The 23,808-nt window shown below is 46.7% G+C and carries 13 protein-coding genes; 12 read left to right on the top strand and 1 reads right to left on the bottom strand.

What is annotated here, in order from left to right; genetic code table 11:
* Positions 1-671 precede the first annotated feature (671 nt).
* The gene (locus dnm_RS05125) at positions 672-7,247 is read right to left on the bottom strand and encodes a MopE-related protein (protein ID WP_207681626.1); all 6,576 of its coding nucleotides are present in this window, start codon (positions 7,245-7,247) and stop codon (positions 672-674) included.
* A 1,705-nt stretch (positions 7,248-8,952) separates the two neighbouring features.
* On the opposite strand from dnm_RS05125, the gene dnm_RS05120 reads away from it, so the two are divergent.
* From dnm_RS05120 to dnm_RS05065, 12 genes are all read left to right on the top strand, one after another.
* The gene (locus tag dnm_RS05120; protein WP_207681625.1) at positions 8,953-11,148 is read left to right on the top strand and encodes a CotH kinase family protein; all 2,196 of its coding nucleotides are present in this window, start codon (positions 8,953-8,955) and stop codon (positions 11,146-11,148) included.
* 338 nt (positions 11,149-11,486) lie between these two features.
* Positions 11,487-13,802, top strand: a complete 2,316-nt coding sequence (locus dnm_RS05115; protein ID WP_207681624.1) for a CotH kinase family protein — start codon at positions 11,487-11,489, stop codon at positions 13,800-13,802.
* Positions 13,803-13,957: 155 nt separating this feature from the next.
* Positions 13,958-15,994, top strand: a complete 2,037-nt coding sequence (locus tag dnm_RS05110) for an HlyD family efflux transporter periplasmic adaptor subunit (protein WP_207681623.1) — start codon at positions 13,958-13,960, stop codon at positions 15,992-15,994.
* Complete coding sequence (locus dnm_RS05105; RefSeq protein ID WP_207681622.1) at positions 15,991-17,244, top strand: TolC family protein; 1,254 nt, start codon at positions 15,991-15,993, stop codon at positions 17,242-17,244. The genes dnm_RS05110 and dnm_RS05105 overlap by 4 nt, the downstream gene beginning before the upstream one ends.
* Positions 17,241-18,056, top strand: a complete 816-nt coding sequence (locus tag dnm_RS05100; RefSeq protein ID WP_207681621.1) for a polyphosphate polymerase domain-containing protein — start codon at positions 17,241-17,243, stop codon at positions 18,054-18,056. The genes dnm_RS05105 and dnm_RS05100 overlap by 4 nt, the downstream gene beginning before the upstream one ends.
* A 219-nt stretch (positions 18,057-18,275) precedes the next feature.
* Positions 18,276-18,962: a DUF4956 domain-containing protein gene (locus tag dnm_RS05095; protein WP_207681620.1), complete on the top strand. Its 687-nt coding sequence runs from the start codon at positions 18,276-18,278 to the stop codon at positions 18,960-18,962.
* Positions 18,963-19,427: 465 nt separating this feature from the next.
* Entirely contained in the window at positions 19,428-21,224 is a 1,797-nt protein-coding gene (locus dnm_RS05090) for an adenine deaminase C-terminal domain-containing protein (RefSeq protein WP_246556206.1), read from the top strand.
* A 105-nt stretch (positions 21,225-21,329) separates the two neighbouring features.
* Positions 21,330-21,548, top strand: a complete 219-nt coding sequence (locus tag dnm_RS31150; RefSeq protein WP_207681619.1) for a nucleoside-triphosphatase — start codon at positions 21,330-21,332, stop codon at positions 21,546-21,548.
* Positions 21,549-21,598: 50 nt separating this feature from the next.
* Positions 21,599-21,871 carry a nucleoside-triphosphatase gene (locus dnm_RS31145; RefSeq protein ID WP_276571852.1) on the top strand — a complete coding sequence of 91 codons (273 nt, stop codon included), beginning with the start codon at positions 21,599-21,601 and terminating at the stop codon, positions 21,869-21,871.
* 189 nt (positions 21,872-22,060) lie between these two features.
* Positions 22,061-22,456, top strand: coding sequence for a pancreas/duodenum homeobox protein 1 (locus tag dnm_RS05075; RefSeq protein ID WP_207681618.1), 396 nt, complete (start codon positions 22,061-22,063; stop codon positions 22,454-22,456).
* Between the two features lie 28 nt (positions 22,457-22,484).
* On the top strand, positions 22,485-22,988 hold the full coding sequence (locus dnm_RS05070) for a dihydrofolate reductase family protein (RefSeq protein ID WP_207681617.1): 504 nt from the start codon (positions 22,485-22,487) through the stop codon (positions 22,986-22,988).
* A gap of 15 nt (positions 22,989-23,003) precedes the next feature.
* Positions 23,004-23,756 carry an RluA family pseudouridine synthase gene (locus tag dnm_RS05065; protein ID WP_207681616.1) on the top strand — a complete coding sequence of 251 codons (753 nt, stop codon included), beginning with the start codon at positions 23,004-23,006 and terminating at the stop codon, positions 23,754-23,756.
* Positions 23,757-23,808: the final 52 nt, after the last annotated feature.

Genomic DNA, 23,808 nt, shown 5'->3' with positions numbered 1-23,808 from the left:
TGGGTGAAGCGCAGCGGAACCCACCTTCGTTGCTCCCATTATCAGCGTGTTGACCAGCGGCAATGTGTTGGACAGAGTATATAGCAGACAGGTCAGCAGATAATACCCCGCGAGCCACTCGGCCCACACAATACGCCTGATGGGAAATTTGTCGGTGACGGCGGTGCCCTCGGACCCCATATGCATCAGGCTAAGACTGCCGGACGGGGTTTGCAACCCCGTCCGAAACGTTTGTTTTCGGGGGTCGGAAAATATTCCGGACGGGGTTGCAAACCCCGTCCGGCAAAATCAGAGTTAATAAAAACAGTAGGTTGTAATCTTAGCCTGATGCATATGGGTTGCAAACCCCGTCCGGCAGATCACGGGTTAATAAAAACAATGAGTTACGATCTTAGCCTGATGCATATGCCCTCGGACCCGCCCTTGAACAGCAGAACAAAGCTGAGTCTGTGCACATTGAGCAGCCTTTCCAGCACGGGCTTTGACGATTTTTCGGATTCCCAAAAAAGGGGAGTCAGAAAATATCCCGGAGGATCGAAAACTTTGTGGAAAAACGACAGAAGTGCAGGGTGGGCAGAGGGGTGAGGGGCAAGGGATAAAGCTTTTTCGATACCCGGCCTTACCCCTTACCATTTCTCATTTCATCCTTAACCGTTTACGGTCACGGATATTTAGTTGCTATCGCTACCAGTCGGCTCCGGTCCGTCAAAAAAGACCATTGAGCCTCTCTCACCAAAGGCAAAAATATCGCCGGAAATTCCCCATACACCATAGAGTTTCGCAGATTTCCCAACCGATATGGTGGTCCAGGTGACGCCGTCATAGTACAGAAGCTTGCCTTTTTCACCTGTGACAAACACATTGTCTCCGGAAATTCCCCAGACACCATAGAAGATATTTTTGGTTCCTGTTCCGCCGACAGCAGACATCGTAATCCAGTCTGCACCGTCATAGCGGAGAATCGTGCCTTTGTCACCCACGGCAAATACATTATCAGCCGCGCTTCCCCATATTCTGTAGAATTTTGCGGATTTTCCGACTGACAGCCGGGTCCAACTGGTACCGTCAAAATGCAGAACCGTACCTTTGTCACCAGTCACAAACACATTATCCTCGGAACTCCCCCATACGGAATAATAGATATCTTTGGAACCTGTTCCTCCGACAGATATGGACGTCCATTGGGTACCGTCATAGCGGAGAATCGTGCCCTTGTCACCGACAGCAAACACATTGTCACAGGACGTTCCCCACACGCTATAGAGTTTTGCAGATTTTCCAGCGGACGTGGCGGTCCACTCACTGCCGTCATAGTGCAGCACCATGCCTTCCTCACCCACGACAAACACGTTATCCGCCGAACATCCCCATATACCATAATAATGATCTTTGGTTGTTCCCACAGACAGTGAACTCCAACTGATACCGTCATAGTGGAAAAGCGCGCCTTTGTCACCAATGGCAAATACATCTCCCGCTGAAGCTCCCCATACACCGCGAAAATGTTTGGTTGTTCCGACGGACATATCTGTCCAACCCACAGTATAATCCGTGTCCGTCACAACATGGGGTTCGTCTTCATCGCAATACAGATAAATCAGCGTGTTTGCGAACTCAAAATCATCATAGGTACGACCCTCATCCACGCTTGTGATGGTCAGCGTATTCTCGCCTTCCAGCAAATATGAAGTGTCTATGGAGAGTGTGACCGGTCCGAAACTTCCGTCCTTCGGAGAATCAATAAGCAGTCCCACAGGATTGCCATTAATAAGAACTTCGTTGTGGCACTGTGCGCCTTTGACAACCAGCTGAATCTCGGCTTTTGAAATACCTGCCGTATCATCTCTTCCTGACCGGGTTTCCGGCTCTCCGTCCGAATCATCAGCATTTGAATCATCGCCATCTGAATCATCCGCATCATCTGAATCATCAGTTGCCACAATACAGTTCAACTGATCCGCGGACAGGGTAAATGTTCCGGCATAACTAATGCCTTCACTCAGTTTCTGGAACTGGCTGTTCACAGAACCGCCATACGCATCATCTCCGAGGTGATGAACTTCAGGAATGACTTCCAGGATAACGACCATCTTATCCGGTGTATCTGCCGCATCAAGCTCAAAGTTCATGACCAGGATATCAACCCCGGCAAGAAGAGCTTTGGATATGTTTGCCGTTGCCGGGACATAGCCATTCTTTCCTGCTGAAATCAGACAAAAGTCGCCCAGTGACGGCACATTAACGGAATACTTGCCTTCGGCATCTGTGAGTACGTCAAGGGAGTGTCCCGGAATATCCAGATGAACTGTCGCAGCCTGAATCGGGGTCCCGTCTTCAGAGGCAACGACCTGGCCGGATACAGTGCCTTCATTGACAAACACAGGGGTTTCCACCGATATGGAAGCTTCGATTTCGATTCCGCCCTGGAGAACACCGATGGCAAAATAGAGAATCTCTCCCTGGTTAATGGCAATATCAATCTCATTTGTCGTGACTTCATAAGAGGTCTCATACACCCCGGGAGCATATCCCACATAGACCATGTAAGCATCAGCAGCAGCCACAGGATCCCAGGTAACGCTTGTCTGTCCGTCCTGAACAACAGTAACGATATTTCTCACCGTCAGTTCAATGCTTGCCAGCGTTGTGACAAGAAACGCCTGTGCATCATCAGCAGCAACCAGGGTTCTTTGTCCCGCGCTGCAAAGGGCAGTCAGATCAGCGATAATCCCCACTGTATTTGTTTCAAATACTTCTATGCTGACACTGAAGTCAACAGTCAGACTTATTGCCGCATTTATGACCTGTTGTGAGATAAAAATACCGTTAGCGATGTCATTGTCATCGTCCAGCGTCATTAACATCCGACAGATATTGGTGACTGTCGGGTCTGTCTCATCCGTCGCACCTTCAACCAGATCAACCGGTGTGACCATGCCTTTTCCCGCAGCCGTTCCCAGGACAATACCGCCGATAGAAAATGTGACGGTTTCACCTTTTGTATATTTAAATTCACCTTTTGAATTTGTCACACCGTAAAGGGTGGTCGAGGATTCATACTGTATGCCTGCCACAAAGCTGCCATAAAAGAATACGCCTGTCTCTATGGTGTTATTGTCATCAATGCAAATAACATCTGCTCCGTCACAGTCCTGATCAATGCCGTCGCCGCAAATCTCATTCGCGCCGGGATGGATATCAGGATTCTCGTCATCACAGTCGCCATCCTCGGGCGTATAACCATCCGCGTCATTATCATCGCAGGAGATATCGGTTCCGTCACAATCCTGATCAATTCCGTCTCCGCAGACTTCTTCGGCACCAGGATAGGCATCCGGATTCGCGTCGTCACAATCGCCCTCATTCGGCGTAAACCCGTCATTGTCCCTGTCTTTATCTTCGGGGCAGTTCTTGTCTTTTCCGTTACAATCCTGATCAATGCCGTCTCCGCAGATTTCTTCGGCTTCCGGATGGATATTGGCATTCAGGTCGTCACAATCCCCCTCATTCTCTGTGTAACCATCTTCATCATTGTCTGTATCTGCATCGTCAGTACAGGCGGGATCAGTTCCGTCACAGTTCTGATCAATGCCGTCGCCGCAAATTTCTTCGGCTTTGGGGTTGATATCAGGGTTCTTATCATTACAGTCGCCCTGGCTTTCCGAATAGCCGTCTCCGTCAACGTCCGCGTCCAGACAAATAAGATCAGTTCCGTCACAATCCTGATCAATGCCGTCGCCGCAGATTTCATCGGCTCCCGGATAGACAAGGGCATTCATATCATCACAATCCCCCTGGTATTCAGTATAGCCGTCCTGGTCCGCGTCTTCATCAGAACACTGGGCATCACTTCCGTCACAGTTCTGATCAATGCCGTCTCCGCAAATCTCCTGTGCCACGGGGCTGATGTCCGAATCTGTATCATCACAATCGCCCTGATTCGGTGTAAACCCGTCCCCATCTCTGTCTTTATCTTCCGGGCATTTTTTGTCTTTTCCGTTACAATCTTGGTCAATACCGTCACTGCAAATCTCATCGGCATCCGGATGGATATCGGCATTCAGATCATTACAATCACCGTCATTCTCCGTGAACCCGTCTCCGTCGTTATCCACGTCATCGCAGGAGAGATCGGTTCCGTCACAGTTCTGATCAATCTCATCACCGCAGATTTCCTCGGCTTCGGGACTGATTTCTGCATCTGTGTCATCACAGTCTCCATCATTCTCCGTGAACCCGTCTTCGTCGTTGTCCACGTCATCGCAGGAGAGATCGGTTCCGTCACAATCCTGATCAATCTCATCGCCGCAGATTTCCTCGGCCTCGGGATTGATTTCAGCATTGGCATCATCGCAGTCTCCCTGATTCTCTGTGAAGCCGTCTTCATCATCGTCTGTATTTTCCGGACATACCGGATCATCGCCGTCACAGTCCTGATCAATCTGATCTTCACAGATTTCGACCGCACCCGGATAAACAGAGGCCATCATATCATCACAGTCGCCCTGGTTCTCTGTGTAGCCGTCACCGTCATCATCTATGTCTTCAGGGCACAGGAGGTCAATTCCGTCACAGTCCTGATCAACGCCGTCTCCGCAGATTTCTTCGGCTTCCGGATAGATTTCAGCATTGGCATCATCGCAGTCCCCCTGATTCTCTGTGAAGCCGTCCTCATCATCGTCCACATCTTCAATACAAATCAGGTCAGATCCGTCACAGTCCTGGTCAACGCCGTCTCCGCAGATTTCCTCTGCTTCCGGATTGATTTCAGCATTGGCATCATCGCAGTCCCCCTGGTTCTCTGTGAAGCCGTCCAGATCATTGTCTATGTCTTCAATACAGATCAGGTCGGTTCCGTCACAGTCCTGGTCAACGCCGTCTCCGCAGATTTCCTCTGCTTCCGGATAGATGTCAGCGTCTGTGTCATCACAATCCCCCTGGTTCTCTGTGAAGCCGTCCTGATCATTGTCTATGTCTTCAATACAGATCAGGTCGGTTCCGTCACAGTCCTGGTCAATGCCGTCCCCGCAGATTTCCTCTGCTTCCGGATGGATATCGGCATTGGTGTCGTCACAATCTCCGTCGCCTTCTGTGTAGCCGTCACCGTCCTTATCAAAAATGACGAGATCACAGACAGGGCCGGCGATTTCTCCCAGAACAGCATCTGTTCCTGTGGCAGCAACTTTGACTGTTCCCACAGCCCGTGACGCTTCAAGGGTAATTATAAATTCGCCTGTCTGAAATTCATCATCTGTTTCCCATCTGATGCCGCTTAAATCAGCATCGGAGTCAGATGTTACAAGTTCGTACTCTGTTGAGACTGCGGCCACGGTCACGCAGTCCGGCATTTCCAGCACCCAGTTGGTCATGTTCTGAGCTTCGGGTAATTCTTCAACAGTGTAATGCCAGTCAGATGTGCCGTCCGCGTTATAAATGACTTCCGCAAACGTAATCTTAAACCCATTGGACAGGGTTACGACATTATCCTCGGCAATACAGATGGTATCGGTTCCCTCACAATCCTGATCAATGCCGTCCCCGCAGATTTCTTCGGCTTCGGGATTGATGGCGGCACTCGCGTCATTGCAGTCGCCCTGGTTTTCCGTGTATCCGTCCCCGTCATCATCTATGTCTTCAGGACAGATAAGATCCGTTCCGTTACAATCCTGATCAATGCCATCTCCGCAGATTTCCATGGCATTCGGATAAATGGCAGCACTCGCGTCATTGCAGTCGCCCTGGTTTTCCGTGTATCCGTCCCCGTCATCATCTGTGTCCTGGGGAGGACAGGTGAGATCCGTTCCGTTACAATCCTGATCAATGCCGTCCCCGCAGATTTCTGCTGCATTCGGATAAATCGCGGCATTGGCATCATTGCAGTCGCCCTGGCTCTCTGTGAAGCCGTCACCGTCATCATCTGTATCCGGACATACGGGATCAGTTCCGTCACAATTTTCATCTGTCTCATTTCCACAGATTTCTTCGGCTTCCGGGTGAATAGCAGGATTCGTGTCGTCGCAGTCCCCCTGGTTCTCTGTGAAGCCGTCCTCATCATTGTCCACATCGTCGCAGGAAAGATCACTGCCGTCACAGTTTTCATCTGTATCATTTCCGCAGATTTCTTCGGCTTCCGGGTGGATAGCAGGATTCGTGTCGTCGCAGTCCCCCTGGTTCTCTGTGAACCCGTCCTCATCATTGTCCACATCGTCGCAGGAAAGATCATTGCCGTCGCAGTTCTCATCTGTATCATTTCCGCAGATTTCTTCTGCTTCCGGGTGGATAGCAGGATTCGTGTCGTCGCAGTCCCCCTGGTTCTCTGTGAAGCCGTCCTCATCATTGTCCACATCGTCGCAGGAAAGATCACTGCCGTCACAGTTTTCATCTGTCTCATTTCCGCAGATTTCATCTGCACCGGGGTGGATGTCGGCGTTTGCGTCGTCGCAATCGCCCTGATTCTCTGTGAAGGAATCTCCGTCATCATCCGCATCCGGCTCTCCGACACATATCAGATCGCTTTCATCGCAATCCTGGTCAATGCCGTCTCCGCAGATTTCCTCTGCCCCCGGGTAAATATCAGCGTTTGTATCGTCACAGTCGCCCTGATTTTCTGTGAATCCGTCTTCATCATCATCCAGATCATTTTCAGGATTCTCCAGGGTATTATGAAGATGAAGCTGGGCAAACGCAACAGCGACCAGAAGCCTCTGCCCTGTGCTTGTGAGGGATGTTAAAACTGATATCGCCTGTATAACAGCTTCATCTTGTTCAAATGCCGTTATGCTCAGATTAAATTTGACAGACAGATCCGCAGCCGCATTTGTTACAGGCTCCGGAATAAAAATTCCATTATCCGGATCAGCATCATCATCCATTGTCAGTAAGAATCTGGATATGTTGGTCACTGTCGGATGGGTTTCATCTGATGCGTCTTCCACCAGATCAACCGGTGTCATTACCGATTTTGCGGTTGCCTCTCCGAGAACAATCTCTCCGAGAAAAAATGTGATGGTTTCACCATCAGCATATTTAAATTTACCCATTGAGTCTGTCACACCCGTCTGGGTGGCTGTCCGGTATCCTATTCCTGCCACCAGACTGTCTGTAAAAACGCCCTCTTTCACAACAGGTGCCGAGTCTGAATCGTTGTCGCTGCTACAGCCGAAACTCATGACAACAATCAGGCTGAGGAGAATAAATACCCCTAGCCGACTAAAACTAAAATTTGTTTTTCTCTTTCTTTTTTGCATTGAAAGACTCCTTTCTTTTTGTTGGTGCAGATGAAAATTCCCCTTTTGAAGGATTTCCCATCAACGGACTAGTCGTTGAAAAAAATTACATCCTCTTCTTCAAATAGTTTGCATCCCTCCTTTCTCTTTTAAACATTTATAATAAATTCAATAATATATTATTTCTGTTTATTCTCTTAAAATCTCTTTTAATCTTCAGATTACACAGCAAAAATTTTTTTCTTACATTATTTTTTTTACTCTGAATTCTTTATAACGGATTTGTATGGGGAAGCGGTTGTATAGGGTCGTTGTATGGGGTCATGCCGTGTCAACTAATTAATATTAAAAAAAATTATATCCTTTATTCGGTCAGGGCAATCTGATTTTTCATATACGAACAGCTATAAACAAACACATACCGTTCATCGCTACCTTTGACTATCCAGATTTATTCTGGCATAATCAATTTTCACAATTAAAACATTTTTTCTTCATATTTTCTTCATATTTTATGGATAGACTGAAAAAAGTCAGAAAAAAATGCTCTTTATTTGACGGATATGTTCCGCAGATCGAAAAAGACTCCCACAGAATTTGTGAATCCTTTGATTTACTCTGTGATTTAAAGAAAGCGGTAGTCCCGAACAAGTAGTGATGAAAGAGATTCAGTGTCCTGATAACCGGAGAACTGAACGGGATTCATCACTACTTTTTCAGAACTAGCAAAAAAGCAAATCCGCCAGTTCGGTTTGTCAATCCGAACAAGAGGAGGTGAATTTATCATCCGATCAAATCCCATAAGTACCTAACCATAAGTTTTCGATATTTGCCCGGGGAAGAAACCCGGCTTTTTCCCGGAATATGATTCGCCGACCCTGAAGAAAAAAGCCGGGTTTCTCCGCCGTTCACAGAAAAAAAAGATGTATAAAAAACTTTTGATCAGGTACTTATTATCGAATTTCAGTGATAATAGCAAGCGTTAAAATCCCCTCTTTTTCGAAAAGAAGAAAAACTTGCAACTTGCTGGAGCAGATGGGAATTTTCCCTTGAGAGGGGGGCCTGAAAAACATCCCCCTGCCCCCTTCAAAGGGGGAATTCTCAGTATTTTCAAACTACTGAATCTCGGTAATATGTTTTTTATAAAAAGACGCAGTCATTCGAACTGGCGCTTCCGACCGCTGACCATCTGTCAATTCCGGAACATTTATTGCAGAAGATGTTTTCGGGAGCGTCGCTGAGTCAGAGTCGCAGACCGGATATGTGCAATTCAGCGTTTGTGTAAAAAGCAGGATATCATTGAACAAGCTGAAGATAAGTACCTAACCATAAGTTTTCGATATTTGCCCGGGGAAGAAACCCGGCTTTTTTCCCGGAATGATCCGCCGCCCCTGAAGGAAAAAGCCGGGTTTCTCCGCTGTTCGCAGAAAAAGAGATGTATAAAAAACTTTTGATCGGGTACTTATTATAACTCGATAATCAAGTTTTTTGACCCGGATCGAACAAAAAGTCTGTCATTCCTGCGAAAGCAGGAATCCGTTTTTGGCAGGTGCGGCGCTTCCGGGAGCAGCGGATTCCTGCTTTCGCAGGCTTCGGCGTGAGCTCAGTCGAACGGAATGACAGAAAAAAACTTGAACATCGAGTATAAGTTATCACTTTGGAATCACAATGTGATCCGAAACCAGAGAATCTCATATTTTTTTAACCAGAAAAGGAGGACAAACTAATGTTCCGCAGAATTTTTTTTAAACAGGCATTCGCTATTATTTTTTTTATGCTTTTGCTTCTGACTACAGGATGCAAGACCGATGACTCTGATAACGGGATCACAGAGACTTCGGATATCGCCCAGGCTTCATTGTGTATCAATGAGTTTATGGCATCCAACAGCAGCGTTCTTGCTGATCTTCAGGGCGAGTATGAGGACTGGATTGAAATTTACAACAGCGGTGAGGAGTCGGTGAGTCTCAACGGAATGTATCTGAGCGATGATTCTGACGATCCTGACAAATGGCAGTTTCCTGATATCACTATAAATCCTGGGGAATTTCTCATTATATGGGCGGATGAGGACACCGAAGATGAGGGCATACATGCCAGTTTCAAACTGAGCAGTTCCGGAGAAACACTTGCTCTTTTCAATGCCGACCAGACATTGCTGGACACCGTGACATTCGACGTACAAAGCGAAGATATCTCATTTGGCAGATATCCTGAGGGGAGTGATAAATGGGGATTTCTGAATCCCACTCCGGGTTCAGCAAACACGGATATCATATCCGAGAGTTCTCAGCCTGCGGATAGCGAACGTCCCGATGGATGGACAAAAGAAACCCACGGAGATAACGCTGAACCAAATTATGATATCGTATTTCCGGAGGACGAGGTCGGAAAGATAGAACTCGTTATTGATCCCGAAGAATGGCAGGCCATGATGGATGATATGACAGACATATATGGCGAATTCGGAGCAGGTGAGAATCAGTCCGCTAGCGAGAATAATCCTCCTGATGACGGCCAGATGCCATTTGAAATGACAGAGGCATGTATCGGGAAGAATGAAGGGGATGCGTGCGAAATAACCATGCAGGAACAGCTTATGAGCGGAGCTTGCATAGTGGAAGGAGAGGGACTGATATGCATGCCGGACAATATGGGCGGCAGAATTCCCGGCAGTCAAATGCCCGATGCCGGAAGGCCCGATGGCGGCATGGCAGGCGACGGTCAAATGCCCGATGCCGGAAGGCCCGATGGCGGTATGGCAGGCGACGGTCAAATGCCCGATGCCGGAAGGCCCGATGGCGGCATGGCAGGCGGCGGTAATCTGGAGTTTGCTGACCGCAATCCCATATGGAAACCCTGCACCTTCCGGTTTGAAAACAAGGTATGGAACCATGTCGGTGTCCGTTTCAAAGGGAATTCATCTCTCCAAAGCACATGGCGAAGCGGCATCTGGAAGCTTCCGTTCAGGTTTGATTTTGATCAGTTTGAGGATGACTATCCGGAGATTGACAATCAACGATTTTACGGCTTCAAAAAACTGACGCTGTCGAGTAATTATGGAGATGACTCGCTTCTCAGAGAGAAAGTGGCAGCCGATATTTTCAGAGATGCCGGGGTTCCCGCACCGAAAACCGCGTTTCACCGTGTTTACATTGATCATGGCGAAGGTTTCGAATATTTCGGACTCTACACCATGGTGGAAGTGCCTGCGAACCCCATGCTTGAGAGTTATTTTGGAAATTGTGACGGAAATCTCTATAAATCCGAAGGGCCAGGAGCGACTTTCGCCACATTTGACGAAGATTCCTTTGACAAGGAGACCAACGAAGATAAGGCGGACTGGAGCGATGTCAGGACACTTTTTGAGGTGCTTCACAGCAGCAGGGACGATGCTGCCGCGTGGAGAGCCAGTCTGGAGAAAATATTGAATGTTGACGGATTTCTGCGGTGGCTGGCTGTCAACACTCTGATTCAGAACTGGGACACCTACGGTTGCATGAGTCACAATTATTATCTTTACAACAATACCGAAAATGGGTTGATCAATTGGATCCCGTGGGATAATAATTTTGCACTGATGTCCGGAATGGGCGGAGACAGAGAAGCGCTTTCACTTTCACTTACCGAAGTAAATGACAACTGGCCTCTGATCCGCTATCTGGCAGACGATCCCGCATACTGGGAAAAATATGTCAGTTTTGTCGGAGAAACAACCCGGGGCGCGTTTGAGCCGGAAAAAATGAAGGCAATATACCAGGCCGCGTCCGACCTGATACGTCCTTATGTCGTCGGAGACGAAGGAGAGACAGAGGGCTATACATTCCTGAATAACGCTGCCGAGTTCGATGCGGCGATTGAATACCTCAATACGCATGTCGAAAGCCGCTATGATGCAGCATCAGAGTTTATTGAGAAGTAAAAAGGGGAATCGAATAAGTAAAATGCCTCCTGCTATGCAGGAAGCTGATTAGTTATTGGCCAATCCCTGACCGGATACTCAATCTCCATAATTTAAACATTTTTTATTCATAATTTTTTCACATTTTATGAATAGGTTAAAATCAAATTAAGAATTGATCTGGGCAAGCGTTAGTCAATGAAATCCAACTGCCTGATTTATTTTGACTAGCCGATCAAAAATTTTTAATATCAAAAACCACCGAGGTTTTGAAAACCTCGGTGGTCTTATGTCTAAAAATTTATGATCAGGTACTTAACTGCCATTTTTTAATCATCTTTAATGAGGGAGAAGAAGCAATGACGTATCAACTTTTTTCAAACAAACTGTTCGGGGTTTGCATCATTTTCATTCTGCTTACAGGCGGCAATCTGCTGGCTGACAGCAGCAATTCGTTGTTCATCAATGAATTCATGGCATCCAACAGCAGCAAATTTGCCGACCCCCAGGGAGAATATGATGACTGGATTGAAATTTATAATAAAGGAGATGATCCGGTCAGTCTTATGGGAATGTATCTGACCGATGATCTTACCAACCCTGCCAAATGGCAGTTTCCCGATATCACGCTGGAACCCGGCGGTTTTCTGATTGTGTGGGCAGATGAGGACCTCGAAGACGAAGGCATGCACTGCGATTTCAAGTTAAGTGCATCCGGAGAAGCTCTCGGACTGTTTAATGCGGATCAGACAGCCGTTGATACAGTGACTTTTGAAGCACAAAGCGAAAATATCTCCTTTGGCAGATATACGGACGGAAGCGATGACTGGCAATTTTTTAGTTCACCCAGCCCCGGCACAGCGAACACAGACACAGTGAGCGGAGATACTGACGGTAACGGAACTGTGGATATGGCTGATGCCATCATTGCACTTAAAATTTTTACGGGCATGCCCACGACTCTCACAGCAGGAGATATTAATGGCGATGGCAAGTCAGGGCTGGAAGAAGTCATCTATATTGTTCGAAAACTTTCAGAAGTTTCCAAAACTTCAGAAGCTGCACGGCCTGAGGGATGGAATGACGAAACTCATGGAAATGAAGCGGTACCGGACTATGACGCAGTTTTTTCAGACGGCCAGGTCAGAAAAATAGAACTTATTATTGATCCCGCAGACTGGCAGGCCATGATGGATGACATGACCGATATCTATGGTGAATTCGGCACCGACGGAAACCAGCCTCCGGCCGATAATAATCAGCGGCCTCAGCAGAATGATCAGTTTCCCAATGACAATCAGCCTCCGGGTGATAACCAGATGATTCAGGCGGCAACTGATGCCTGTGTCGGAAAAAATGAAGGTGATGCCTGCACGATGACAATGCAGGAGCAAACTGTGAGCGGTTCCTGCATATCGGACAGAGAAGTCTTTGTATGCAGACCGGACAATATGGACGATGAGATTCTTGGTGACCAAATGCCCGATGGCGGAATTCCCGACGACGGCATGGCAGGCGGGGGTGATCAAATGCCTGATGCCGGAAAGCCCGATGGCGGCATGGAAGGCGACGGCAATCTGGAGCTTGCTGACCGCAATCCTATATGGAAACCCTGTACCTTCCGGTTTGAAAACAAGGTATGGAACCATGTCGGTGTCCGTTTCAAAGGGAATTCATCTCTCAGCAGCACATGGCGAAGCGGTATCTGGAAGCTTCCGTTCAGGTTTGATTTTGATCAGTTTGAGGATGACTACCCGGAGATTGACAATCAGCGATTTTACGGCTTCAAACAACTGACCCTGTCGAGCAGTTACAAAGATGATTCGCTTATCAGAGAAAAAGTTGCAGCGGACATTTTCAGAGATGCGGGAGTTCCCGCACCGAGAACCGCTTTTTACCGTGTTTACATTGATCACGGCGAAGGGTCTGAATATTTCGGACTCTACACCATGGTGGAAGTACCTGCGGATCCCATGCTTGACAGTTATTTTGGAAATTCCGATGGCAATCTCTACAAACCTGAAGGATCCGGTGCGACCTTTGCCACATTTGACATGGCCTCCTTTGACAAGGAAACAAATGAAGATGAAGCGGACCGGAGTGATATCATCGCCCTTTTTGACGCACTTCACAGCAGCAGGGACAACGCTACCGCATGGAGAGCATGCCTGGAAAAGACACTGAATGTTGACGGATTTCTGCGGTGGCTTGCAGTCAATACGCTGATTCAGAACTGGGATACTTACGGTGCCATGACCCACAACTTCTACCTCTACACCAACTCTGAAGATGGACGAATCAATTGGATTCCCTGGGATAATAATGAGGCCCTGAAAGGATCGGACAGCGGAGACAGAGGGTCACTTTCGCTTTCTCTTGCCGAAGTCACCGACAGTTGGCCCCTGATCCGCTATCTGGCAGACGATCCCGCATACTGGGAAAAATATGTCAGTTTTATCGGAGAAACAGCCCGGGGCGCATTTGAACCGGAAAAAATGAAGGCAATATACCAGGCCGCGTCCGACCTGATACGTCCTTATGTCGTCGGAGACGAGGGAGAAAAAGAGGGCTATACATTCCTGAATAACGCTGCCGAGTTCGATGCGGCGATTGAATACCTCAATACGCATGTCGAGGCTCGCTATGAAGCGGCATTAGAATTTATTGAGAAGTGACAACTATCCTCGTTCCCAGGCTCTGCCTGGGAACGCATACCCGAGGCTCTGCCTCGTGTGTCATCGTCCGGCCAATGATTCTTATTAAATGTCACGCAAGGCGGAGCCTTGCAATATACATTCCCAGGCGGAGCCTGGGAACGAGGAGGGCTATTATGGGAAATCGCACCGGAAGCATCTGGCTGCTCTGTGTGGTATGGATAACGGCTTTTATCGCCGTTGCTCTGATTACATTGAACTGTGAGCGTGAAAGCGACAGCATTCAGGGCATTGCCGAAACACGGGAAATCGTGATCAGCTCGGAAAGTGCCGTGGAGATCAGACGAATCAATGTGGTGGAAGGGCAGTCTGTCAGCAAAGAACAATTGTTAGTGGAACTTGTCTGCCCCGAGCAGATTCTCAGGATCAATCATATCGCACATCAGCTTGAACAGCTCAGAGCACAAAAGGGAGTCAACAAAGATGAAATACGCTCGAAGATAAAGCAGCTGAAAGCGGAAAAAGCCTCTCTCACCAGCGAAGTGAACAATCGGATCAGGCAGATTGAAAATCAGTACAACCTCAACAAAGAACTGGCATCGGGTCTGAGAAGCATCAGAGAGGTGGGAAAAACAGGAAGATCAGGCGTCAGCAATCCTGTCACCTTGAAAATCAAAAGTCTCAGACAGGAACTTGCGCTGTCACTCAGGCCCATGAACATCCAAATAGAACTGCTTCAGAAATCTCTGGATGAATCTGCAAGCCCGATTAAAATACAGGTTGAGCAGCTTGAAAAAGAACTTGCGCTGCTGAAAGCGGAAAACAGCAAGCTGAATATTTATGCTCAGATATCGGGGATTATCGGATCCGTGAATTTCAAGCCCGGGGAAAAAGTGTCGCCATTTGCTCCCATACTGACCCTGCATACCAAGAATCCTTCGTTTGTCAAGGGTTATATTCATGAGAACGTCTATACCCGTATGTCATTGGGAAAAGAAGTCACAATCATATCTCAGACAGATTCAAAAAGCAGTGTTGCCGGGACTGTGGTGGGCGTGGGCGCACGTATTGTGGAATATCCCGTGAGGCTGCGAAAAAATCCTGTTTTGCAGACATGGGGCAGGGAAGTTCTGGTTAAAATTCCCGGGAATAACAGATTTATTCTCGGGGAAAAAGTAGTGATTACTTCATCCGAACCCAGAGTAAGTTTTATCTCTTATTTAAAACAACAGCAATCAACATTTTTTTCTTATTTAAAAAGACTGCTTGAACCTGGAGAAACATACGCCAGAAACCGTCCGCAGAAAGATTCGGAACTTCCCGAAAAAGCGGATACCTCCATGTACGAAATACTGCCGGTGACGCCTTTGAAGACTTCGGGCATTGAAGCATCAGCCCTGGTATGGCTGGAAGATATTGACCGCTGGCTGATGTTAAGCGATGATACACCGAACAAAACGCCCCTGCTCTTTCTCATGGATCACCAGGGCAGAATTACGAAAGAGACCCTGATCAAAGGACTTAAAGAGATCAGTGATATGGAGTCTGCAACTGTCAGCAACGACGGAACGCTTTATATCGCGTCCTCACTAAGTACCAGCAAAAAGGGAAACCTTGGCAAATCCCGGAGGCTTCTGATTTCTGTAAAGCGGAAAGGAAATGATTTCAGTCTTATCCGAAATGCTGATCTTTATGAACTGCTTGGAGAAAATGCAGTGCGAAATAACAATGAGGAATGGGCACAGTTTATTCTGAAAGCCATGGGAGAACGCTCGCTTGATATGGAAGGAATGTTTCATCGTGACGGTGCGCTGTATCTCGGTTTTAAATCTCCTTTTCATAGGGGGCATTCTGTTATTCTCAGGATTGACCGGATTGAGGAGATGCTGGGGAAGAAAAAATTAGATGATGATCAAGTTTCCTTGTGGAAAAAGATCATTCTGAAGACAGATAAGGCATCAAATCAGGAGCATATTTCAGATATGTTCCATCATAACGGAACGCTTTATGTGACAGGGACATCTTCTCAGAAAATTGGCGGAAGTCTCTGGAAACTGGATGAAAATACCGGAAAAATGATTCACATTGCAAGGTTTGACGGACTCCGGCCCGAAGGCATTGCCGCAGGCAAAGACAAAGATACACTGATGATCAGTTTTGATCAGGGAGGAAATAATCCGTCAAAAATCGCTGCTGTCAGGGGGGCATTATGAGAAAACTTTTTCCGTTTTTTATCGCTGCATTTCTCTTTTACGTCCCCTTTTCAAATGGAGAACCACTCACCATAAACCGCTTTCTTGGCACTGCTGAAAATGACCATCAGCTTCAAAGCCATCGCGAGCTGGTTGAGCATATAAGAACTTCTCCGGAAAGCACACCTTATGTTGACAGAATTGAATTCCGCACTGAAACCGAGGAATTTGATATTGAGAAGCAGAAATATTCCCTTCGCTTTCATCCCAGGGGCTGGGGAGAAACCAAATGCAGCAAAAAAATTTTTCAGACCACCGGAAAAGCTGTCAAGGCAGAACACGATGCCCTGTTTAACAACGTGTTGAAAAACCGGTATGAACTTGTACTTGATTTTCTGGAAACCTTATCTCTGCTGAATATGAAAAAAAACCTGCTGATTGTTTATGATGACGAGGTCAATGTACTCAGAAAAATGAGTACGAGGGACCTGTCATTTGATATCCGCACCCTTGTTTCAGCAGAAGACCGGTATGTTGACCTTCAACTGGATCTGGTGAAACTTGAAAATAAACTAACCGGTATTATTGAAGAGATAAAAACCATTGCAGGATATTACGAGGAAATATCGTTTGATGAGAAAAACCTCATCGGGCCGGAACGCATCGAAGAAATGATCCGATATATCCAGCCTGTTCCGGCTCCGGATAATGTCCGCATCAGGTATCAGAAGCTCAAAACGGAACTTGCAGAGAACAGATATCAGTTTGAGATAGCAAAAAACAGAAAATATTTTAATTTTCTCAAGCTGCAATATGACACGGATGATTATGACGAACCGGAAAAAGCTTTCTCCGTGGAAGTGGGATTTAACCTGCCTTTTGTCAATCCCGACCGAGAAGATATCAATCGCAGGAAAAGAAACTGGCTGGATGAAAAACTGGAATATGAAGAAGAAAAAAACAAAGCCTCTGAAAAGATCAGATCGCTTTCAGCGTCTCTGAATCGCCTCATCCGACAGCACCGCATTCTTGTGAATCGGAAGCCAGAGAGTAACGCGGAAATTTCTTTCAAGAAATATATGGAAATGGAAGGCATCAATCCGCTAACATTGCTGAAAATAAAGAAAAGCATTCTGGAAAGCGAAATGCGGCTGAAGCGGATCGGTTATCTCATCCGCCGCCAATATATTGATCTGATGAATATCACAGGCAAACTTTCTGAGAAGCCGCTGAAGAATTATCTTTCAGCCCGTGCCGAGGATATAAAATGAGAAAAAATAAACAAAAAGGACTGCCACCGCAGCTTGACCGGTACGAACTCAAGTTCACAATTCCTCCTGAACTGACAGAACCCATTTCCGATTTTGCCGCAGTCTATTGTTCTCTTGACAAATACTCAGAGCGGGCGGAAAAAGGTTTCTATAGGGTGAATAATCTTTATCTGGATTCTCCCGGCTATCTGTTTCTGAGGAAAAGGATCGAGGGGGCGGAAAACCGCTTTAACATGCGTGTGCGCTCCTATGGCGATGATCCGGTGATGCCCTATTTTCTTGAGATCAAACAGAAAGTGGGAGGGGTTATTCGGAAGTATCGCGCCACTGTCAGGGATGAAGAATGGTATAAAGTCTGGACAGAGCCAGGCTTCGAATCCCATGAAAAAAACAATGCGTCTCCTTCGGAAATAAAAAATATGGAGCTTTTTGAGCGAAACATCATTGCTCACAATGCCTCTCCCAAAGTGCTGACACAGTACGTCCGAAAGGCGTATGTCAGCGATGTGGATGATTACGCTCGTGTGACCTTTGACACGGATCTGAGATTCATGCCTGAAACCGAATACAATATTATTCCCAGAGAATCGGAGATGGTGTCATGTGACGCAGAAACAGCGTTTGCCCCCGGCTGTTCCGTGATTCTCGAACTGAAATGTTATACTTCACAGGTTCCGCTTTGGATGATTGATCTGATCCGGTATTTCGATCTCCAACGGACAAGCTTTTCAAAATATATGACCGGCGTTATCGAAGTACTAGGGCTTTATCAATACGATTCCGGAGCAAGAATAGCCAAACTTGAGACTTGAAACTTGAAACTTGAAACTCGAAACTTGAAACTTGAAACTCGAAACTCGAAACTCGAAACTTGAAACTCGAAACTCGAAACTCGAAACTCGAAACTCGAAACTTGAAACTCGAAACTTGAAACTGGGTTAAAATTTCAGTTCTAACCTCCGACTTCTGAATCTTCAAAACCGAGTTTCAAGTTTCAAGTTTCAAGTTTCAAATTACAGGAGAAAACTGATATGCTTGATTTTCTGACACTTCAGACCACATCACCTGATCCGGCGATGCTCACTGCTGTTTACACTGTCCTTGTCTCTTTTTTGCTTTCCACGCTGGTGGGTGTCACTTATATTAAAACATTCAGAGGGCTTTCCTATTCACGGAATTATGTGCAGGGTCTTATTTTAGGTTCCATTGTCGCTGCGACGGTGATGCAGGCCATCGGAGACAGTCTTGCCCGGGGTCTGGGAATGATTGGCGCACTTGCCATTATCAGATTCCGCACAAACTTCAAGGATCCCAAAGATATTCTCTTTATGTTTTCCGCACTCGCAGCCGGTATCGCATGCGGTGTGGGGGCTTATATTATTGCCGTGGTGGGAACAACAGGCTTTGTTTTTACGGCATTTGTGCTTCATTTCACACCGCTGGGGCAGACAAGCCATTTTGACGGCATGCTCCGTTTTAATATTGAAAACAACGATGAAAATCGGAGCGAACTGGAGCGTATTTTAAAAACTCACTGTAAAAAATTTGCCCTGATCAGCCTGAGAGATATGAAACAGGGAGAACGTCTTGACTATGCCTATCATATTAAGCTGAAAAGGAACAAAAGCAATGCTGATCTGGTCAGGACGCTGCCCGAAAAAATTCCTTCTGTAAAAGGGGTGCATCTCATGTTGCAGGAGACAACAGTGGAATTGTAATCCTGCTTCCCTCGCTCGGTTCGGTTTGCTAACCCGGCTTTTTCCTTCACGGCGAGGCCCATCATTCCGGGAAAAAAACCCGGGTTTCTTTCCCTTACAAATATTGAAAACTTATGATCAGAGAAACCCGGCTTTTTCCGGAAGGTTGGGGAAGTACCCGGACATAAATTTTCAGGTATAGATTCTGACATAAGACCTGCGAGGTTTACGAAATCTCACAGGTTTTCGGATATCGAAAAACTTTTGTCCGGGTACTTACTGAAAATTTTTTCATCTGCTGATTATGTCTGTTTTTTTGAAAACTACCCCAATATCCCTGCCCGGTTCAGTTGTCTCAAAAGCCCATATTCCGCCCATCCGTCTTATAATTATTGACATGCCTGAAAAGTTATGGTTTACAAGTCAGATATGATCGTTTTTTTTAAAATCGTCAGGGGAAAGAATTAAATCTGCAAAGCCATTCCATTGAAACAGATCAAAGAAAGCGAAATTGCCATGACAATACATGAAACATTGTGCCACGGGGATTCAAAGCAATTAATAAGCGTCGCACTGGGTCAGGAAAAGGCTGATCTGGCAGTTATTAACGCAAACCTTGTCAATGTCTATACCGGAGAAATCCTCAGCGGCTGTTCCGTAAGCTGTAAAGGAAAATGGATTGCATACACAGGCCATGATCCGGATCATACCATAGGCCCGGAGACACTTGTCATTGACGCGAAGGGAAAAACCGTCATTCCCGGTCTGATAGACGGACACGCCCATCTTGCCTGGCTTTTCAATATCAGCGAGTTTTTGAAATACGCCATGAAAGGCGGAACCACCACCATTGTTACTGAAACCTTGGAAGTCTTTCCAGTAGCTGGATATGAGGGAATTGCGGATTTTCTTGACTCATTAAAAGACCAGCCCATTAAGATTCTCGCCACGGCTCCGGCCATGGTGTCAACCAGCAAAGCCACATTCGGCATCCCAAAGGAAATCCTCAGAAAACTTCTTGAACGAAACGACATTATCGGACTTGGCGAATCTTACTGGCAGGGGGTTTTTCAGAACCTGGACATCATGGTGCCGCTTTTTGAGGAAACCCTTGTTGCCGGAAAAACCCTGGAAGGCCATTCAGCCGGGGCCAGCGGTAAAAAACTGGCGGCTTATGTCGCGGCAGGTATTTCCTCGTGTCATGAACCCATAAACGCGGAACAGGTTCTGGAAAGATTAAGAATGGGAATCCATGTCATGGCAAGAGAAGGGAGCATCCGAAGAGAAATTGAAGAAATCTCCAAGATAAAGGACGCGGGAACGGACCTGAGACGTCTCACACTGGTGACAGACGGCGTGGAACCCGAAGACCTTATGGAAAAAGGCTATATGGAATTTGTTGTTCAGAAGGCCATTGATTCCGGGTTTGATCCGGTTGCCGCTGTTCAGATGGCCAGTCTGAATGTGGCGGAGCATTTCTCTTTGGACGGACTCATCGGCGGCATTGCCCCGGGAAAATACGCGGACTTGGTGATTATTCCTGATATCAGAAAAATTGAAGCGGAATGCGTTATCAGCAACGGACAGGTCATTTATCAGAATGGCGAACTTCTCTCTCCTCCCCGGGAGCATGTGTTCGCGGAAACAAGCCTGAAAACGGTCCGCATTCCGAAAAAACTGCAACCCTCTGATTTTGCCATACCAGTAGAAAAAGGAGTCTCCCGTGCTGAGGTCCGAGTCATCGAACTGATAACGGATCTGGTGACAAGAGAAGAAAACATGATCTTGGCGGCCGTTGATGGCGAAATCAGATCAAATGTAAATCAGGATATCTTAAAAATTGCCGCCATAGACAGAACGCACCAGCCGGGCAAAACCTTTGTGGGGCTGATCAAAGGGTTTCAACTGCGGACAGGAGCCATTGCATCCAGCGCGTCCTGGGACACATCAGATATTATTGTTATCGGGGCCGGCAATGCGGATATGGCTGCCGCAGTCAACAGAATTTATGAGTTGCAGGGCGGAGCGGTCGTGTGTGTCAACGGAAACATCCTGACAGAACTTCCCCTGCCTGTTTTCGGACTGATTTCCGACAAGTCCATGGAAACAATTTCCCAGGGAATGAAAGATATTAAGCATACGGTATCTGAACTGGGCGTTCCTTTTCCGGATCCGTTACTCACCTTAGTTACACTTACTGGTGCGGCCATTCCTTATCTGAGAATCTGCGAACAAGGACTGGTAAATTTAAAACACGGAAAAACCCTCGGATTATTTGTATAACTCTTAAAACGAGAGACCAAGTTTTTTCAAAAACTCAGTCTCTTATCCGACACTCCGAAAATGGCGGTTCACGCCCATTTTCGGAGGAAAATTCAGGGGGATGCAATGACGACACCGCTGAATATTCTTTTCACAGGTCCGCCCGGGTGCGGAAAGACGACACTCGTTGAAAAAATCGTGAGACACACGAACACACCCGCCACAGGATTTTTTACTCGTGAAATCAGAAAAAAAGGAAAAAGAGTCGGTTTTTCCATCAGCACTCTGGACGGAAAACAGGGGGTGCTGGCGCATAAAAATATCTCAGGCCCTTACAGAGGGTAGGGCCTTACCGCGTCAGCACCAAGGATATTGATCGCATCGCTGTTCCCTCCGTGATACCTCGGACACCGGATGAGCTGGTGGTGATTGATGAAATCGGTAAAATGGAATGCTTTTCCCCCCTGTTTAAGAACACCCTGATAACAATATTAGATTCAGATCATTTCGTGATCGGTTCCATTGCATTAAAAGGGGACAGCTTTATCGAAAAAATAAAGTCACGGGGAGATGTCTCAGTTATAAAAATATCTGAAAAGAATCGGGACACACTGACAAGAATACCTGGTCACGAATGGCCTGGCTATGTATCAGAATTTCAATCATAAAGACCCATAACCGAGATGACCCTCGGTCATGAGGTACAGACCTAACACCTAACACCTAACACCTAACACCTAACACCTAACACTTAACACCTAACACCTAACACCTAACACTTAACACTTAACACCTAACACCTAACACCTAACACTTAACACCTAACACCTATTCTCAAAGAGAGGAGCGAATTCATTATGCCAAAAAACAGCATTAACGACATATTCACGCAGGATACATTAAAAAAGCTGTTCCCTGAAGACCGGACAGACCGCTTTTTTGATGCCCTTTTTGGAGATGCGTCGGAAGGTGCTTATAATATAAGTCTTGAATTCAGAGGACACACCCAAAACAAACTGAAATTTGAGTTTTGTCTGAAGCAGCGTCCCGGCAAATGTCTGGCGTGTCATCTTACTTACGGCCTGCCGAAAGTATTCTCCCGCCATCCGATTATCAACATCAAGGGGCTGGTTCGGGAAATTGACGGACTTCTGAACGGGCATGGCAAATGTACAGACTGGCAGATTGGTGTTACCCGGGGAGTTTCCAGAGAACTTTATACTATTCCCCTGACAGTTCAACTTATGAAATGACTTCATACAATTCGGGCCGGAGGCAAAAATGAAAGTAACCCTGTTGATGGCAATGACACTTGACGGGAAGATCGGAAAAAGTCATGATCACTTTCCGGACTGGACAGGTAAGGCAGACAAAACGCTTTTTGTCAGACTGACAAAAAAAGCAGGGGTCATCATTATGGGTTCAAAAACCTTTGACACGATTGGCAGACCCCTGCCAAACCGGAAAAATATTATTCTGACCCGTGACAAACATCGTAAATCCGAATGGGAAAATCTGATTTTTACAGATGAGACGCCTGAAAAAATTTTGGATAATCTGGAAAAAGAAGGTTTCTCAGAAGTGATTTTGGCGGGCGGCGCACTGGTGAACGCTTTGTTTGCAGAAGAGAACCTGATTGATGAAATTGTCGTGACCATTTCACCGAAAATTTTTGGATCGGGGCTTTCTCTTTTTACCGAGGAAATCTCCATGGAACTGGAACTCAGAGAAGTGGAAAGGTTAAATCAAAACGCGGTTTGTCTGAAATACAATGTGCTTAAATAAATCAGAGATATTATAATGGAGACAATTATAACCCCTCGGGCTCCGATTCCGGTGCTTGCAAAAGGAAAAGGGTGGCTTGCAGTTGACAAACCCTGTGATATCAGCGTTCACAATGAACCCGGAACGGACCTCTGCTCAATTCTGAAGACTTACATCGAAACAACCCCTTTGTTTTCTCATGCGCTGAACTATGAACCGGGGTTTGGCCTTCACGCGGTTCATCGCCTGGACAAGGAGACCAGCGGGGTTATTTTGCTCGCCTGCCGTCCTGATATCTTTCGATATTATTCCAAGCAGTTTGAATCCCGATCCGTGCAAAAACATTATATTGCCCTTTTGCACGGAAAACTATCCGTCAAAGAAGGCGAGGACAAACAAGGGCTTTGGCAGTGGCCGTTGTCCAAAACTCCGGGGGGACGTGACTGTCCCGCGGGAAAAGGAAAGCGAGTTGAATGCCGGACCCGCTTTCGTGTACTTCGTCATACGCTCCGCTATACATTGGCGGAATGCGAACTTCTGACGGGTCGAAAACATCAGATTCGCAGACATGCAAAAATGGCGGGACATCCTGTGGTGGGAGATCAGCGTTATGGTACGCGACGCTCATTGAACTATTTGAAAAATCATTGCGGTTTTCATCGGCTGGGACTCCATTCATTCTCCCTTACGGTTTTGCTGCCAGGGAAGAAGAAACCCGAAACAATTGAATCACGAGGAATTCCGCCGGAAATACTGCAACTGTCAGACGAGGATCACGCAGGCAAATAAGCCAGGAATTAAAGTTCCGGAGTGCGAAAATTTTATTTTCGCATTCACTCGC

This window comes from Desulfonema magnum, assembly GCF_017377395.1.
Taxonomy (GTDB): domain Bacteria; phylum Desulfobacterota; class Desulfobacteria; order Desulfobacterales; family 4be13; genus Desulfonema_C; species Desulfonema_C magnum.
The sequence above is the reverse complement of the archived record's forward strand: the minus strand, read 5'-3'. Positions and strand labels throughout refer to the sequence as shown.

What these genes read in the sequence shown, in the direction of transcription:
- dnm_RS05125 (WP_207681626.1), bottom strand. Translation starts at nt 7,247, where the DNA reads ATGCAAAAAAGAAAGAGAAAAACAAATTTTAGTTTTAGTCGGCTAGGG.
- dnm_RS05120 (WP_207681625.1), top strand. Translation starts at nt 8,953, where the DNA reads ATGTTCCGCAGAATTTTTTTTAAACAGGCATTCGCTATTATTTTTTTT.
- dnm_RS05115 (WP_207681624.1), top strand. Translation starts at nt 11,487, where the DNA reads ATGACGTATCAACTTTTTTCAAACAAACTGTTCGGGGTTTGCATCATT.
- dnm_RS05110 (WP_207681623.1), top strand. Translation starts at nt 13,958, where the DNA reads ATGGGAAATCGCACCGGAAGCATCTGGCTGCTCTGTGTGGTATGGATA.
- dnm_RS05105 (WP_207681622.1), top strand. Translation starts at nt 15,991, where the DNA reads ATGAGAAAACTTTTTCCGTTTTTTATCGCTGCATTTCTCTTTTACGTC.
- dnm_RS05100 (WP_207681621.1), top strand. Translation starts at nt 17,241, where the DNA reads ATGAGAAAAAATAAACAAAAAGGACTGCCACCGCAGCTTGACCGGTAC.
- dnm_RS05095 (WP_207681620.1), top strand. Translation starts at nt 18,276, where the DNA reads ATGCTTGATTTTCTGACACTTCAGACCACATCACCTGATCCGGCGATG.
- dnm_RS31150 (WP_207681619.1), top strand. Translation starts at nt 21,330, where the DNA reads ATGACGACACCGCTGAATATTCTTTTCACAGGTCCGCCCGGGTGCGGA.
- dnm_RS05075 (WP_207681618.1), top strand. Translation starts at nt 22,061, where the DNA reads ATGCCAAAAAACAGCATTAACGACATATTCACGCAGGATACATTAAAA.
- dnm_RS05070 (WP_207681617.1), top strand. Translation starts at nt 22,485, where the DNA reads ATGAAAGTAACCCTGTTGATGGCAATGACACTTGACGGGAAGATCGGA.
- dnm_RS05065 (WP_207681616.1), top strand. Translation starts at nt 23,004, where the DNA reads ATGGAGACAATTATAACCCCTCGGGCTCCGATTCCGGTGCTTGCAAAA.